The sequence below is a fragment of the Paralysiella testudinis genome, from assembly GCF_016894345.1.
GTDB classification, from domain to species: Bacteria; Pseudomonadota; Gammaproteobacteria; order Burkholderiales; family Neisseriaceae; genus Paralysiella; species Paralysiella testudinis.
This window is the reverse complement of the sequence record NZ_CP069798.1, coordinates 789,761-804,153: the sequence shown is the minus strand read 5'-3', so window position 1 is coordinate 804,153 and position 14,393 is coordinate 789,761. Positions and strand designations below refer to the sequence as shown.

15 protein-coding genes are annotated in these 14,393 nt (G+C 56.9%); 1 reads left to right on the top strand and 14 read right to left on the bottom strand.

Annotation, left to right across the window (positions count from 1 at the left end):
* Nucleotides 1-3: 3 nt before the first annotated feature.
* A complete protein-coding gene (locus JQU52_RS04050) occupies nt 4-1,212 on the top strand; it encodes an aminotransferase-like domain-containing protein (protein WP_230339864.1) in 1,209 nt (402 codons plus the stop codon).
* A gap of 140 nt (nt 1,213-1,352) precedes the next feature.
* On the opposite strand, the gene rpsJ is transcribed toward JQU52_RS04050, so the two are convergent.
* The 14 genes from rpsJ to JQU52_RS03980 all read right to left on the bottom strand — a co-directional run bounded on the left by rpsJ (nt 1,353) and on the right by JQU52_RS03980 (nt 14,363).
* Complete coding sequence (gene rpsJ, locus JQU52_RS04045) at nt 1,353-1,664, bottom strand: 30S ribosomal protein S10 (RefSeq protein ID WP_230339863.1); 312 nt, start codon at nt 1,662-1,664, stop codon at nt 1,353-1,355.
* A gap of 19 nt (nt 1,665-1,683) precedes the next feature.
* Nucleotides 1,684-2,874 (bottom strand): elongation factor Tu, encoded by a 1,191-nt coding sequence (gene tuf / locus JQU52_RS04040; protein ID WP_230339842.1) that lies wholly within the window; start codon nt 2,872-2,874, stop codon nt 1,684-1,686.
* A gap of 83 nt (nt 2,875-2,957) precedes the next feature.
* Nucleotides 2,958-5,060 (bottom strand): elongation factor G, encoded by a 2,103-nt coding sequence (gene fusA / locus JQU52_RS04035; protein ID WP_230339862.1) that lies wholly within the window; start codon nt 5,058-5,060, stop codon nt 2,958-2,960.
* Nucleotides 5,061-5,078: 18 nt separating this feature from the next.
* A complete protein-coding gene (gene rpsG / locus JQU52_RS04030; RefSeq protein WP_230339861.1) occupies nt 5,079-5,549 on the bottom strand; it encodes a 30S ribosomal protein S7 in 471 nt (156 codons plus the stop codon).
* Between the two features lie 102 nt (nt 5,550-5,651).
* Nucleotides 5,652-6,023 carry a 30S ribosomal protein S12 gene (rpsL, locus tag JQU52_RS04025; RefSeq protein WP_230339860.1) on the bottom strand — a complete coding sequence of 124 codons (372 nt, stop codon included), beginning with the start codon at nt 6,021-6,023 and terminating at the stop codon, nt 5,652-5,654.
* A 238-nt stretch (nt 6,024-6,261) separates the two neighbouring features.
* Nucleotides 6,262-7,017, bottom strand: coding sequence for a hypothetical protein (locus JQU52_RS04020; protein ID WP_230339859.1), 756 nt, complete (start codon nt 7,015-7,017; stop codon nt 6,262-6,264).
* Nucleotides 7,011-8,102: a beta-ketoacyl synthase N-terminal-like domain-containing protein gene (locus tag JQU52_RS04015; protein ID WP_230339858.1), complete on the bottom strand. Its 1,092-nt coding sequence runs from the start codon at nt 8,100-8,102 to the stop codon at nt 7,011-7,013. Before JQU52_RS04015 ends, JQU52_RS04020 begins: the two co-directional genes overlap by 7 nt.
* The gene (locus JQU52_RS04010; RefSeq protein WP_230339857.1) at nt 8,099-8,392 is read right to left on the bottom strand and encodes a phosphopantetheine-binding protein; all 294 of its coding nucleotides are present in this window, start codon (nt 8,390-8,392) and stop codon (nt 8,099-8,101) included. The genes JQU52_RS04015 and JQU52_RS04010 overlap by 4 nt, the downstream gene beginning before the upstream one ends.
* Nucleotides 8,392-9,645: an ABC transporter permease gene (locus tag JQU52_RS04005; protein WP_230339856.1), complete on the bottom strand. Its 1,254-nt coding sequence runs from the start codon at nt 9,643-9,645 to the stop codon at nt 8,392-8,394. Before JQU52_RS04005 ends, JQU52_RS04010 begins: the two co-directional genes overlap by 1 nt.
* Nucleotides 9,642-10,538, bottom strand: coding sequence for an ABC transporter ATP-binding protein (locus JQU52_RS04000; protein WP_230339855.1), 897 nt, complete (start codon nt 10,536-10,538; stop codon nt 9,642-9,644). Before JQU52_RS04000 ends, JQU52_RS04005 begins: the two co-directional genes overlap by 4 nt.
* Before the next feature lie 79 nt (nt 10,539-10,617).
* Nucleotides 10,618-11,631: a BtrH N-terminal domain-containing protein gene (locus JQU52_RS03995; RefSeq protein ID WP_230339854.1), complete on the bottom strand. Its 1,014-nt coding sequence runs from the start codon at nt 11,629-11,631 to the stop codon at nt 10,618-10,620.
* 4 nt (nt 11,632-11,635) lie between these two features.
* Nucleotides 11,636-12,061: a hypothetical protein gene (locus JQU52_RS03990; RefSeq protein ID WP_230339853.1), complete on the bottom strand. Its 426-nt coding sequence runs from the start codon at nt 12,059-12,061 to the stop codon at nt 11,636-11,638.
* Nucleotides 12,061-13,209, bottom strand: a complete 1,149-nt coding sequence (locus JQU52_RS03985; protein ID WP_230339852.1) for a beta-ketoacyl-ACP synthase III — start codon at nt 13,207-13,209, stop codon at nt 12,061-12,063. Before JQU52_RS03985 ends, JQU52_RS03990 begins: the two co-directional genes overlap by 1 nt.
* Nucleotides 13,210-13,439: 230 nt before the next feature.
* Complete coding sequence (locus JQU52_RS03980; RefSeq protein WP_230339851.1) at nt 13,440-14,363, bottom strand: dialkylrecorsinol condensing enzyme; 924 nt, start codon at nt 14,361-14,363, stop codon at nt 13,440-13,442.
* Between the last annotated feature and the right edge of the window lie 30 nt (nt 14,364-14,393).

The following is a 14,393-nucleotide window of genomic DNA, read 5'->3' as shown; positions in this document are numbered from 1 at the left end:
ATTATGGATTACCGCTTTTCCGACGCCATTGCCAACACGCCCAAATCGTTTATCCGCGAAATTCTCAAGCTCACCCAGAGTGACAACATCATCTCCTTTGCCGGCGGCCTGCCCAACAGCGCCCTGTTTCCGGTGGATGCCATCCGCCATGCCGCCGAACACGTGCTCAGCCGCGATGGCCGCAACACCCTCCAATACAGCACCACCGAAGGCCACGCCCCCTTGCGTGCTTGGATTGCCGAGCGCTATGCCCGCCACGGCATGAATGTGGCGCCGGAGCAAGTATTGATCACCAACGGCTCGCAACAGGCACTGGATTTGCTGGGCAAGGTTTTCCTCAATCCCGGCGATGCCGTGGCCTTGGAAAACCCCAGCTATCTGGGCGCCATCCAAGCTTTCCGCCTGTTCCGTCCGCAATTTCACAGCGCCACCCTCAGCACCGATGGTATTGACGTGGCCGAGCTGCAAGCGGTGATGCGGCAACACCAATGCCGCTTTTTCTACGGCATCCCCAACTTCCAAAACCCCACCGGCTTAAGCTACAGCGCCACCACCCGCCAGCAGCTGGCCACCATGCTGCAACAAGAACAGCAACTGATGATTGAAGACGACCCCTACGGTGCCTTGCGCTTTAGCGGCAGCAGCCTGCCGCCGGTGGCCGCCTTGGCACCGGAGCAGGTGGTGATGTTGGGCTCGTTTTCCAAAGTTTGCGCTCCCGGTATGCGCTTGGGCTGGATGGTTGCCCCGGCACCGGTATTAGCGCAATTGGCAGTGGCCAAACAGGCCGCCGACCTACACAGCGGCTACTTCAGCCAGCGCGTGCTCTACCAATACCTGCAAGACAATAATTTAGATGAGCACATCAGCCAGATTTCCCACGCCTACCAACAGCAGCAACAAGCCATGGTGGCGGCATTGCAGCAACATCTGCCACCCGGCATTGCCCACACCACACCGGAAGGCGGCATGTTCTTGTGGCTCACGCTGCCTAAACACTGGTCGGCCACCGACTTGTTCCACATTGCCGTACGCCACGGCGTGGCCTTTGTGCCGGGTGAGCCGTTTTTTGCCGATGCCAGCCAGCGCCATCACCTTCGCATGAGCTATTGCACCGTAGACGTCGCCACCATCCACACCGGCGTGCAACGCTTGGCCGCGGCCATGGCCGAGTATGCGGCGCAATTGCCGCAACATAGCAAAGAAACTCAATAATCCTACCGCGTTGGCTCAACTTGTCGTCTTGTATGATTTATTGATTTTCTTTGCTATAGGCTGCCTGAAACCTGCCAGTACCCATAAAAAAAAACGGACAAGCCGCAAAGCTTGTCCGTTTGGTTTTCAGGTAGCCTGAATTATTGTACTTTGATTTCCACGTCCACACCGGCGGGCAAATCCAGTTTCATCAGCGCGTCGGTGGTTTTGTCGGTCCAATCGACAATGTCCATCAAGCGCAGGTGGGTGCGGATTTCCAGCTGTTCACGTGAGGTTTTGTTCACGTGCGGTGAGCGCAGGATGTTGAAACGCTCGATTTTGGTGGGCAAGGGAATCGGGCCTTTCACCACGGCGCCGGTGCGCTTGGCGGTTTCGACGATTTCTTGGGCGGAGTGATCAATCAAAGCGTAATCATAAGCTTTCAGACGGATACGGATTTTTTGGCTAGCCATTTTTTATTTACCTTCTGAATTAAGCAATTACGGTAGAAACCACACCAGCACCCACGGTACGGCCACCTTCGCGAATCGCGAAACGCAGGCCTTCTTCCATGGCAATCGGGGCAATCAGTTCTACAGTGATGGCCACGTTTTCACCCGGCATTACCATTTCCACGCCTTCGTTCAGGCTTACTGCGCCGGTCACGTCGGTGGTGCGGAAGTAGAATTGCGGACGGTAGTTGGCGAAGAACGGGGTATGACGGCCACCCTCTTCTTTGCTCAATACGTACACTTCGGCTTTAAACTTGGTGTGCGGGGTGATAGAGCCGGGCTTGGCCAATACTTGGCCACGCTCTACGTCTTCACGTTTGGTGCCGCGCAACAATACGCCTACGTTGTCGCCTGCTTGGCCTTGATCCAGCAATTTGCGGAACATTTCCACGCCGGTACAGGTGGTTTTTTGGGTGGGCTTCAGGCCTACGATTTCAATCTCGTCGCCCACGTTAACGATACCGCGCTCTACACGACCGGTTACTACGGTACCACGGCCGGAAATAGAGAATACGTCTTCAATCGGCAGCAGGAAGGGTTTGTCTACGGCACGCTCGGGCGTGGGGATGTAGCTGTCCAATGCGTCGGCCAGGGCGAAGATGGCGGTTTCGCCGATGTCGCTGCTGTCGCCTTCCAGGGCTTTCAGAGCAGAGCCTTTGATGATGGGTACGTCGTCGCCGGGGAAGTCGTAGCTGGAGAGCAGGTCGCGGATTTCCATTTCAACCAGTTCCAACAGTTCTTCGTCGTCAACCATGTCGCATTTGTTCATGAACACGAGGATGTAGGGTACGCCTACTTGGCGAGCCAACAGGATGTGTTCGCGGGTTTGCGGCATGGGGCCGTCGGCGGCAGAGCATACCAAGATGGCGCCGTCCATTTGGGCAGCACCGGTAATCATGTTTTTCACATAGTCGGCGTGACCCGGGCAGTCTACGTGGGCGTAGTGGCGGCCTTCGGTTTCGTATTCAACGTGTGAGGTGTTGATGGTGATGCCGCGGGCTTTTTCTTCCGGGGCATTGTCGATTTGGTCGTAGGCTTTGGCCGCGCCACCGAATTTTTTAGACAAAATGGTGGTCAGTGCGGCGGTCAGGGTGGTTTTACCATGGTCAACGTGACCGATGGTGCCAACGTTTACGTGCGGTTTGTTCCGCGCGAATTTTTCTTTAGCCATGAGGCAATTCCTTAGTAAAGATCAAGATTAAAGAACAACAGGCTGCCTGAAAATTTCAGTTTCAGGCAGCCTCAAGTGCAAAGTTAGCCTTTGCGGTCTGCTACTACTTTTTCAGCCACATGCGCGGGCGCCTCGGCGTACTTCTTGAACTCCATGGAGTAAGTTGCACGGCCTTGGGTGGCGGAACGCAAGTCGGTAGAGTAACCGAACATTTCGGCCAACGGTACTTCGGCGCGTACTTTTTTGCCGCCGATGCCGTCGTCGTCCATGCCCAGCACAATGCCGCGACGACGGTTTAAGTCGCCCATTACATCGCCCATGTAGTCTTCCGGGGTTTCCACTTCTACAGCCATAATCGGCTCCAGCAGTGCCGGTGAAGCTTTGCGCATACCGTCTTTAAAGGCCATGGAAGCGGCCAATTCAAAGGCGATTTGCGAAGAGTCTACATCGTGGTAGGAGCCGAAGGTCAGGCGTACGCGTACGTCTACTACCGGGTAGCCGGCCACAATGCCGTTGCTCAGGGTATCGCGAATACCTTTATCGCAAGACGGGATGAATTCACGCGGAATCACGCCGCCTTTAATTTCGTCGATAAACTCGTAGCCTGCGCCACCGGGTTCCATCGGCTCCATTTTGATAACCACGTGGCCGTACTGACCTTTACCGCCAGACTGTTTCACGTGTTTGGCTTCGGATTCCACTTCCTTGCGGATGGTTTCGCGGTAGGCCACTTGCGGGGCACCCACGTTGGCTTCCACGCCGAACTCGCGTTTCATGCGGTCAACAATGATTTCCAAGTGCAACTCACCCATGCCGGAAATAATGGTTTGGCCGGATTCTTCGTCGGTACGCACGCGGAAAGACGGGTCTTCTTTGGCCAAGCGATTTAGGGCAATACCCATTTTTTCTTGGTCGGCTTTGGTTTTCGGCTCTACGGCAACGTGAATTACCGGCTCCGGGAATTCCATGCGTTCCAGAATGATGGGTGCATCTTCGGCACACAGGGTTTCACCGGTGGTGACGTCTTTCAAACCGATGGCGGCGGCGATGTCACCAGCGCGCACTTCTTCGATTTCGGTGCGGTCGTCGGCTTTCATCTGTACCAAACGGCCGATACGCTCGCGGGTGCCTTTTACCGAGTTGATAACGCTGTCGCCAGACTTCAGCACGCCAGAGTAAACACGGATAAAGGTCAGCTGGCCTACGTATTTGTCGTTCATCAGTTTGAACGCCAAAGCCGAGAATTTGGCTTCGTCACTGGCTTCGCGGGTTTCTTTTTCACCTTTGGGGGTTTCACCGGCCACAGGCGGAATGTCTGTCGGTGCGGGCAAGTATTCAACCACAGCATCCAACATGCGCTGTACGCCTTTGTTTTTAAAGGCAGAGCCGCACAATACCGGCTGAATCTCACATGCCAGCGTGCGTTGGCGCAGAGCCGCAACGATTTCTTGCTCGGTCAGCTCTTCGCCACCCAAGTATTTGTCCATCAGCTCTTCAGTAGCCTCAGCAGCCGCTTCAATCATGTTGCCGCGCCATTCTTCAGCCAGTTCAACCAAATCGGCCGGAATGTCTTTGTATTCAAAGGTCAGGCCTTGGGTAGACTCATCCCAGATAATGGCTTGCATTTTCAGCAAGTCCACCACGCCTTGGAAACTGTCTTCGGCACCAATCGGCACCACCACCGGCACCGGGTTGGCACGCAAGCGGGTTTTCATTTGCTCAACTGCACGGAAGAAGTTGGCACCTTGACGATCCATTTTATTTACAAAAGCCAAACGCGGCACTTTGTATTTATTGGCTTGGCGCCATACGGTTTCCGATTGCGGCTGCACGCCGCCCACAGCACAATACACCATCACCGCGCCATCCAGTACACGCATGGAGCGCTCTACCTCTACGGTAAAGTCCACGTGTCCCGGGGTGTCGATAATGTTGAAGTGGTGTTCTTTAAACTGGCCGGCCATGCCTTTCCAGTAGGTGGAAACGGCAGCGGAAGTAATGGTAATACCACGCTCTTGCTCTTGTTCCATCCAGTCGGTAGTGGCTGCGCCGTCATGCACTTCACCCAGTTTGTGGGTCATGCCGGTATAGAACAAAATACGCTCTGATGTGGTGGTTTTGCCCGCATCAATATGGGCAGAAATACCGATATTGCGATACAGGCTGATGGGGGTTTTACGAGCCATTTTGGTCGCCTTTCAAAATTAGAAGCGGAAGTGCGAGAAGGCTTTGTTGGCTTCGGCCATGCGGTGTACTTCTTCACGTTTTTTCAACGCACCGCCACGACCTTCGGCCGCATCAATCAATTCGCCAGCCAGGCGCAAATCCATGGATTTTTCACCGCGCTTGCGGGCGGCATCGCGCACCCAGCGCATGGCCAATGCCATACGGCGTGCCGGACGAACCTCAACAGGAACTTGGTAGTTGGCACCACCGACACGGCGGCTTTTCACTTCTACAACAGGCTTGGCGTTGGCCATGGCTTCGTTGAATACTTCAATCGCGGCTTTGCCGGTTTTTTTCTCGATTTGCGCCAGTGCACCGTAAACAATGCGCTCAGCAACGGATTTTTTACCGTCGATCATCAGCACGTTCATGAATTTGGACAAATCAACACTGCCGAACTTCGGATCCGGCAATACGTCGCGTTTGGGGACTTCTCTACGTCTTGGCATTTCAATTCCTTCAATCTATTCAGTTGGGCCTTATTGCCCATGGGCACTCAGTAAAGCACCCACTTACTCGACGGCCTAGCGCCGCCTACGCATCCCAGTGCATTACTTGGGACGTTTGGCACCGTATTTGGAACGGGCTTGTTTGCGGTCTTTAACACCGGCGGTGTCCAAAGAGCCACGCACGGTGTGGTAGCGCACACCCGGCAAGTCTTTTACACGACCGCCGCGAATCAGCACTACACTGTGCTCTTGCAGGTTATGGCCTTCACCGCCGATGTACGAAATCACTTCGTAGCCGTTGGTTAAGCGCACTTTGCACACTTTACGCAATGCAGAGTTCGGTTTTTTCGGCGTGGTGGTGTACACACGGGTGCACACACCACGTTTTTGAGGGCAAGCCTCAAGCGCCGGTACTTTGTTGACGTAGACCGGAGCCTTGCGTCCTTTGCGTACCAATTGGTTAATAGTAGGCATATTTCTCTTTATTCCTGTTGAGGTAAAACTTGCCGACACCATGACGGCAAGAGCGGAATTATAGAATCTTGGCAAGCACTTAGTCAAGCCCATGCCCAATAGCACTGCCACAGCCGCCATTTTGCCGTTGCATTATTGCCAATGTAATGGCAAAAAGGCTGCCTGAAACACTTTCAGGCAGCCTTAAACAAACTTTTAGAAGAACCCAAGTCAAAATCTCAACCCACGCATCTGAATATCATTTATCCCAATCAATCGTCTGCCATTCAAATCCGGTAGCGCCATGCCAAGCCAAGCTGGCAGCGGGCGACACCGCCACGGTGTGTTCCGTATCGCGATTGAGGCACGCAAAAGCCGTAGCCACGGCGGCAAAATAATAATCGTCAGCGGCAGGCGCAGCAGCGGGGGCGCTGTTAACGGCGGGTGTACGCAGCAAATGTAACACGGGGCTTGGCTTATCGGCGACCATCGGCGCGCGCCGCAACAACAGCCAATGGCTGCCTGAAAGCGAAGATTCGGCCGTTGGCGGCGCTTCATAACACCAACCCACCAACGCGCTGTCGGTAATGCCTTGCGCCATGTCATTGGCCGCCAACAGCAAAGGTTGCACCCAGGCATTGCCACTGGCCGGTAGCGGCAAAAACACCCCGGCGCCATGGCAACCCAGCGCCGAAGCCAAATGAAACACCGGGGCATTGTGGATATTGGCCAGAAAATCAAAGGGCATCGCCACCTGCTCTTCCAACACATTGGCCAGCATGTTTTGAAATACCGATGGTGAACTGAACGCACCGCCCATATAAATATTGCTCTGCGCAGGCACTCCCTCCTGCCCGGCAGCACCCAGCCCGCCAGCCAAGGCCAACATACTCAAGCGGCTAAGGCGGCGGGCATTGATGCCGTACTGCCGCTGCAAATAGCGTTTTAAAACGGCATCCCCAAGCGCCGCATCAACCTCACCGCAGCAGGCTGCCTGAATTGACAATCTCAACATGGCTGCCACCCCCACACCATGCTGATATGGCTACCGCCAAAACCGGCGAACTGGGCCAGATAATGCCCCGGCGGCAAAGGCATATCGGCAGTGGCCGTGCACAATCCCGCCACCGGCTGCCCCGCCAGTGCGCCGGGCAGCGTACCCGTTTGCAGGCTTTGGTGCAGCAGTGCCGTTTCAATGGCGCCGCTGGCACCCAATGTGTGGCCGATATGCGGCTTAAACCACGCCACCGGCACCGCTTGCCCCACCACCGCCATCAAGGCCTGCCGCTCGGCTTCGTCGCTGCCGGCACTGCCCACCGCATGCGCCTTAATCAATTTCAATGCTTGCGCAGGCACGCCGGCCTGCGCCAAGGCGTGTTGCATCACCGCAGCCATGCGCTGGCTGTCGGTGTCGGTTAGGCTGCCACCGCCGCTGCCTGCAGCCACGCCACACAAACGCAAGCCGCCCGCTGTCGGCGCTTCGGCCGCCAGTGCTAAACAGGCAATGCCTTCGCCCAACACGAAGCCTTCGCCTGCGAACGGGGTGCAGGCCGACGCCAGCAAGCCGGTGGCATGGAAATGCACCAGCGTGAGCAAATTAAAACTTTCCACCCCCACCACCAGCGCCCGTTCAATCAAGCCAGACTGCAACAAACGGTGGGCATGCATCAAGGCATGGGCAGACGAAGTGCACGAAGTGGCAAAGCTGTAAATGTGCTCATGCCCCAACCGCTTCATGAGTTCGGCGGTGATGGTGTGCAAGGTATAGCTTAGAGCGTCTGGCGCACCGGCCAGATAGCGCTGCTCGCAATCGGCCATATTGTAGGCGGTGGAGCCGATAAACACCGCCGCCTCGGCCTCTTGCGCTGCCGACCAACCGGCATCTGCCGCGGCTGCCTGAAGATGGGCTTCAATCAAATCAGCCAATGCCGCCAAGCCTAGCCTCTGCGCCGAAAATGCGCGGAAATAAGCGGCGTGGGCGGTTTGCCCCAAAAAAGCAAACGGCACGCTGGCCGCAGGCAAGGGCGATGCCCATTGCGGCCATAATGCCGCCCCTGCGCCTTGGGCGCAGCAAATACTGTGGCCGTGTACATAGCTCATGCGGCGTGGCTTTCGCGCACAAATTGCGCCAAATCGCGCACACACATCATGTGGCGGCGTATGGCGCGGTCGCCTTGCAGGCGCACTTTGAAATGCCGCTGCAACGCCACCGAAATCTGCAAGGCATCCAGCGAATCCAAGCCGATGCGGCTGGCATCGCCAAACAGCATCTCATCGTCTTGCAAGGCTTCGGCGCTGAGCACATCGGCCTTATCGGCTTCGTACACAATCAATTTTTTCAGCTCCTGCTCCAGCAAAACGGGCGCTAGGGTAAAGAGGTAATCGGCCATCAGAATCGCACCTGTGTGGCAAGCTGCCGCCGATACAGCCACACTGCCGACAACAAACAGGCAGCCGCAAACAGCAGCAATAATTGAAGATAAGCGGCAATCCCGCCCACACCGGCGCGGTTGAGCAGCAATTGCTGAAACGCATCCAGCCCCCAAGCCATGGGCGACAGCCGGGCGAGCGCTTGCATGGCTTCCGGCATCACATAGGCGGGCACCATAATGCCGCCCAGCGCCGCCATGATGATAATGCCGCCGCCGCCCAACACCACGGCGTGTTCGGTGCTTTTGGCCAGCACACTCACCAACAGCGCATAGCCCAACGCCGCCAAACTCACCGCCACCGCCAACAGGGCATACGGCCACAGCGGGCCGTTGAGCAGCAAGGGTGGCACGCCCAACAAGGGCAACAAGTAGCGCCCCAGCAGCAGCATCACCACGAATTGCAATTGGTTAATCAGAAAATACGGCAGCAATTTGGCCGCCACCAGCGTGGTGGCCGGGGCGCGCGCCAGCCGCAGGCGGGTGATGGTGTTGGTTTGCCGTTCCAGCGCCATCACATTAGACAAGGGAATCATGATAAAAAACATGCCAAACACCAGCCACGCCGGTACGCTGTGCTGCACCGAATTGGGTTTTTCCACTGCCTCACCCGCACGGCTGATGTAGGTTTCAGCAAACACCGGCCGCGCCAGATAGTCGCCCACCACATCAAAGCGGCTGCGGGTGGCTTCGGCCACGGCATTATTCACCGTTTTCCGCAAGGGTGCGGGCACCGCATCCACATGCACCGGCTCGGCCTTGGCCGCGGCAAAATAGGCATTCAAGCGTGTGGCGGTGTAATGCTGGCGCAGCACGCCTTTCATCGCCAGCAGCCACGAAGGCTCGGTATCGGGCGGCAATTGCAGCTGCAAGGGCTGCTCGTCGGCCAAAGCCGCCGCGGCAGCATTGGGGTTGTGTACCAGCATTTGGTAGCGCCCTTGCCGCAATGCCGCCTGCGCTTGGGTCAAATCGCTTTCAGGCAGCGTATCCACCGCTATCTGCACTTCGCGCAAGGCAGCGGCAAAATCGGCATTAAGCCCATTGTCGGCCGCGCCCACCAACACAATATGGCTGTTGATATGCGGATCAGCATCGCGGCTGAGCGCCACCGACATAATCAGCATAAACGCCACCGGCAACACAAACAGCACCGCCAAACCGTGCAGGTCGTGGCCGAGCAATTTCAGTTCTTTAATCAAAGAGGCCAGAATCATGGGGTTTGCCGTTGTAAAAAGTCCAGATAAAACGATTCCAACGAGCCGTGGCCTTGCTGGAAATAACGGATTTGCCGTCCGCCTTGCCCCAGCTGCACATACAGTGCCGCCGCTTCATCGCCGGTGGCAGCCACCTGTGCCATGCCGTTGGGCAATGGCTGCGCCCCGCAAGCGGCCAGCTCTGCCGCCGACAACATCGGCTCGGTTTGAAAACGCACATGTGCGCACGGCTGCTGCAACAGCTGTGCCAATTCACCCTGATACACCAGCCGCCCTTGCGCGAGCAAGGCGATATGGCGGCACAAGAGCTCGATTTCCTGCAAATAGTGCGAGGTATACACCACGGTAACACCGGCGGCATTCAAGCGGGCCACGCTGTCAAGAATAAACTGGCGCGACTGCGGATCAATGCCCACGGTGATTTCATCCAAAAACACCAGCTGCGGGCGGTTAATCAAGCCGATGGCAAAATTCAGCCGCCGCTTCAGCCCGCCCGACAAATGCCGGGCCGCTTTGCGGGTGTGTTCGGCCAGCCCGGCTTCGTCAAGCAAGCGGCGCAGGTGAGCGCGGTCGCGCTGGCGGTATAGCGCGGCAAAAAACAGCATATTGTCCCAGACGCTTAACTGCGGATAAAACGCAAAGTCTTGCGGCACCAAGCCGATTTGCTGGCGCTGGCGGCGGCTGAGTGCCTGCATGGGCACGCCTTCAAACAGCACTTGCCCGCTTTGCACTTCTTGCAAGCCGCACAAAATCGACATCAGCGTGGTTTTGCCGGCACCGTTGGCACCGAGCAAGCCCCAGCATTCGCCACGGCCGATATTGAGGCTGATGTCGGTGAGCGCCGGCGTGGCCGCGGCGGCATAGCGATGGCTTAGGGCTTGAATGCGAATCATGGGCGGGGCGTTTTTGAGCGGGGAATCAGGTTTTCAGGCTGCCTGAAAGCAAGCAATGGGATTTGAAGGCGATGGCGCATCATAAAGCCTTGGCCAGCTGGCGAATGTCTTGCCACAACGCCGCTTCGCGATCAGCAACATCCCGCAAGGCGGCGGCCAAAGTGGCGGGGCCGGCAGCATCGGGTTTGCGGCATTGGCGCACACACAGGCTGGCAAACTGCCGCCAAGCATCGCCGATATCGGTAAGCGCTTGCGCCGCTTGCAACAAGCCCGGGTGTGCTAAGGCTTCACCGGCCTGCTCCAGAAAATAGGCATACAGATAGCGGAAACCCGCACCGCCGGTGCCGATTTCTTCCTGCATGCGCACCAAATGCCCCAACCACTGCTTTTGCGCTTCGGCACTACCGTTGCGGTCTAATGCCGCCAATTTGTCGGCCACGGTGCGGATGCCGCGTACGCCGATAAAAAACAGCGGCGCTTGCATTTGGCGCACGCTTTGCAACAGCGCGCGGCGCAGCAGCGGGCGTAAATCCAGCGTGGCAACGTCCGGCAGGCTGGCGGTATCCAAGGTATACATCAGCCCTTTGGCCGCCAATGCACCCTTGGCAAAGCGGGCGCGACGCAAATCGGCCGCAGCACAACGCTGCACGGTTTCAAATACCGGGTCGCTGATTAAATAATCGTCGCCTTCTTTGCCGTACACCAGCAAATTATGGGCATTGAAATGAAAACGCATGGCTTCCGGGAAATACGGTAGCCAGAATACCGAGGTTTGCAAACCCACTAATTCGCCGCGTGCCAACGCCGCATCCAGCGCAGCCATGCCTGCCTCTTCATTGCTAAAACGGCGCATATGCAGGCGCACGCCCAGCTGGCGGCAGCTGCGGCGGATAATGCTTTTGGGCGGCATGCGGTAGGCCACCAGCGGCTGGCCCCCCAGCTTCACCAACGGAATATAGGCAAAGGTGAGCGCGGCGGCCATGCCAAACACCATCGCTTCATCCCAATCAATACCATGATGGCGCAACAGCGTAGACATCACCCCGCTTTCGCAATGGGCGGTGTGCTGATGCTGAAATAAAGGGGCTTGCATGGCCTTACTCCCAGCCCGGCGGGCATAGCTTTGCCGGTTCAAAAGGCTGCCTGAAAGCCGCCACATCCAATTGCAGCGCCTGTGCATAACGTGCCAGCATTTTGTCCGACAACCGCGCAAACACCGCCGGGCGGAAATGGCGGCGCACCTGCCAGCGAAACAAACCCACCGCCTGCGCCAACGACACTTCGTCATGGCGAAAAGCGTGCATACAATAATACAAAGGCGAATGGGTGCCCGCCACCACCGCGGCACGAGCCGCATCGGCTTGGGCGCGCAAATTACCCACCGCCTGCTCGGTGGCAAAGGCTTCGTCTTGCCAGCCGGTGCTCACCGCTTTAACGTAATGCCCGTTGCGGGTGGCATACATCACTTTCTGATGGCCAGCATAGGTGGCGCAGTTGTCTTGCGGCAGGTCTTTTTCTTCCATCACACCACCTCCAGCAACATAAATGACGACGAAAACCGGCCGCTCTCCGGCACATAACACAAAATTTTCTCGCCGCTGGCCAAGCGGTGGGTGCGCATAAATTCGTCTAGCATAATGTAAATCGAGGCCGAGCCGGTATTGCCTTTGCTGGGCAAATTGGTAAACCATTTGTGCTCGGGAATGGCAAAGCCGATATTGGCCAGCCCTTGCGCCACTTTATCGCGGAAAAAGTGCGATGAATAATGCGGCAGGAAATAATCGACATCCTCCACCCGCAAGCCGTGGCGGCAGATACTGCGCTGCAAGGCCTCTTCTACGGTGTAATGGATGATGTGCTCGTTGAGCAGTTTGACATCCTGCTTCACACTCATCACACTAACCGCTTCGCCCTCAGCCGCTGTTAATGTTTTCCAGCCGCGCCATTGGCCGTCTACCCAGTCGCCGCCGGCATACATGCACACCGGCTGCTCATGGGCATACGACACCAAATCCAGCCACACAATCTTCAGGCAGCCAGGTGCGGGCGTATTGCTCAAATGCAGCGCACCGGCGCCGTCCGACAGCATCCAGCGCAGAAAATCTTTGGCAAACGCCAATTCCGGGCGGAAATCGGCGGCTTGTTTCAGCGCCGTTTCACTGGCAAAGGCTTCTTTGCGCATCATCGCCGATGCGGTTTCGGCGGCACAGGCCACCGCCTCGCGGTGTTCGCCGCTGCGAATGGCGGTATAGGCATATTTCAGCGCCGCCATGCCCGCCACACACACGCCCGCCATGCTCACCATTTCACAAGGCCCGGCTTGTGGCAGCAAGCCATGCACCATGGCACCGTGGCCGGGCATGGTCTGATCAGGATAAGAAGTACCGCAGGCCAACACGCCCACCGCTTCGGGCTCAACCCCTTCCCTATAGAGCGCCTGTACCGCCAGCGCCGCCAATTCGGCACAAGAATGGGTAAGCGTGCGGCTGCGCGGATCAATGGCGTAATGGCGGCTATGAATGCCGTTGGAGCGCAAAATGCGCGAACGCACCCGCGAAGGCACATCACCGGCCATGCCCAGCACGGCTTCCATTTCATCGTTGCCCACCGGCTGGTTGGGCAAAAATGCCGCCGTATGGCGAATGTATACATCGAATAAAGTGGGCGTCATGCCTGCATCTTTTTAGGGTTGGTTTGATTAAGAATCTGTTTATACCAATTCAAAAAATAAGATAACAAGGCGGCGAGCCGCAGACAGTACACCCAGTACGGAACAGAGTTTGTTGGCGCTTTAGCGCCTTACAAAATCGTTCTCTTTGAGCTAAGGCGAGTCAACGCAGTTAGGTTATTTTTTCGAATTGGTATTACAGCCTTTTTTATAGCCGATTTTTCAGGCAGCCTTTATTCACCCGAAGGCTGGCTGAAATACTGCTTTTGCCGTGCAATACTGTTGCGCAACAAAGGCGCCAATGCCGTTTTCACCAAGGCGCTGATCGGCACCACGGTGACAATCATCAGCACCAAAAACACAATATAAAACGCCAGCAATGCCCGCCGCAGCCACGGTGCCACCCGCCCTGCCGCCAGCAACAGCTTGCCCCAGAGGTAAAAGCTGCGCCGCGCCACTTTTTCACTGAAAATCAGCTTTTCATTCACCCGCACCGCACCCATGCCGCGCAACAGGGTTTCATCCACCGCACCGCTAAGCAAGCCTTCACCGGTGCGCGCGCCAAAGCGGGCGGCATCGGCCAAATCGGCATCGGCAATGCCCGCGGCGGGCAGCGTACGGAAAAATTGGCGCTGGCCGGTGAGCATCCACGCCGGGGTGGTAACAAAGCTGGCTGCGCTGCTGCAAGCATCGATTTTAACCACATTGCCCACCAAGCGCGCACCATGCCCGGCCAGTAAGCGCTTCATCTGCTCTTGCGCCATCAGCCACATATTGCGGCAGCCAATCAGGGTAATCACCGGCGTATCACGCAACAGCGCGGCGGCTTGCGGGCTTTGCAAGAAGGCGGTCATCGGCTGCGAAGGCGATAAAAACCACACCGTATACGCCAACACCACCAAGTCATAATGTGTATGTGCCGTTTGCGGCGGCACAATGGGCGCCGGTTGCAAATGCACGGTTTCGGGGAAGGTATTGAAAAAGCGCCAAAACCGCCACGGAAACGCATACGGCACCTCCGGCTGCAAGGCCAGCATTTCCACCTCGATACCCTTCTGTGCCTGCAAAGGCGCAGCAAAATGCTGCGCCAAGGTATGCAATTGGCCGGTTTGCGAATAATAAACCAGCAAAACTTTTTTGGTGGCTTGCGTTTCCATAATGCCATTCCAGTCAAACGGCTTGCCATT

Coding starts and splice junctions, on each gene's coding strand:
- JQU52_RS04050 (WP_230339864.1), top strand. CDS start 4: ATGGATTACCGCTTTTCCGACGCCATTGCCAACACGCCCAAATCGTTT.
- JQU52_RS03985 (WP_230339852.1), bottom strand. CDS start 13,209: ATGACGCCCACTTTATTCGATGTATACATTCGCCATACGGCGGCATTT.
- JQU52_RS04005 (WP_230339856.1), bottom strand. CDS start 9,645: ATGATTCTGGCCTCTTTGATTAAAGAACTGAAATTGCTCGGCCACGAC.
- rpsL (WP_230339860.1), bottom strand. CDS start 6,023: ATGCCTACTATTAACCAATTGGTACGCAAAGGACGCAAGGCTCCGGTC.
- JQU52_RS03980 (WP_230339851.1), bottom strand. CDS start 14,363: ATGGAAACGCAAGCCACCAAAAAAGTTTTGCTGGTTTATTATTCGCAA.
- JQU52_RS04010 (WP_230339857.1), bottom strand. CDS start 8,392: ATGGCCGATTACCTCTTTACCCTAGCGCCCGTTTTGCTGGAGCAGGAG.
- rpsG (WP_230339861.1), bottom strand. CDS start 5,549: ATGCCAAGACGTAGAGAAGTCCCCAAACGCGACGTATTGCCGGATCCG.
- JQU52_RS04020 (WP_230339859.1), bottom strand. CDS start 7,017: ATGTTGAGATTGTCAATTCAGGCAGCCTGCTGCGGTGAGGTTGATGCG.
- fusA (WP_230339862.1), bottom strand. CDS start 5,060: ATGGCTCGTAAAACCCCCATCAGCCTGTATCGCAATATCGGTATTTCT.
- JQU52_RS04000 (WP_230339855.1), bottom strand. CDS start 10,538: ATGATTCGCATTCAAGCCCTAAGCCATCGCTATGCCGCCGCGGCCACG.
- JQU52_RS04015 (WP_230339858.1), bottom strand. CDS start 8,102: ATGAGCTATGTACACGGCCACAGTATTTGCTGCGCCCAAGGCGCAGGG.
- tuf (WP_230339842.1), bottom strand. CDS start 2,874: ATGGCTAAAGAAAAATTCGCGCGGAACAAACCGCACGTAAACGTTGGC.
- rpsJ (WP_230339863.1), bottom strand. CDS start 1,664: ATGGCTAGCCAAAAAATCCGTATCCGTCTGAAAGCTTATGATTACGCT.
- JQU52_RS03990 (WP_230339853.1), bottom strand. CDS start 12,061: ATGGAAGAAAAAGACCTGCCGCAAGACAACTGCGCCACCTATGCTGGC.
- JQU52_RS03995 (WP_230339854.1), bottom strand. CDS start 11,631: ATGCAAGCCCCTTTATTTCAGCATCAGCACACCGCCCATTGCGAAAGC.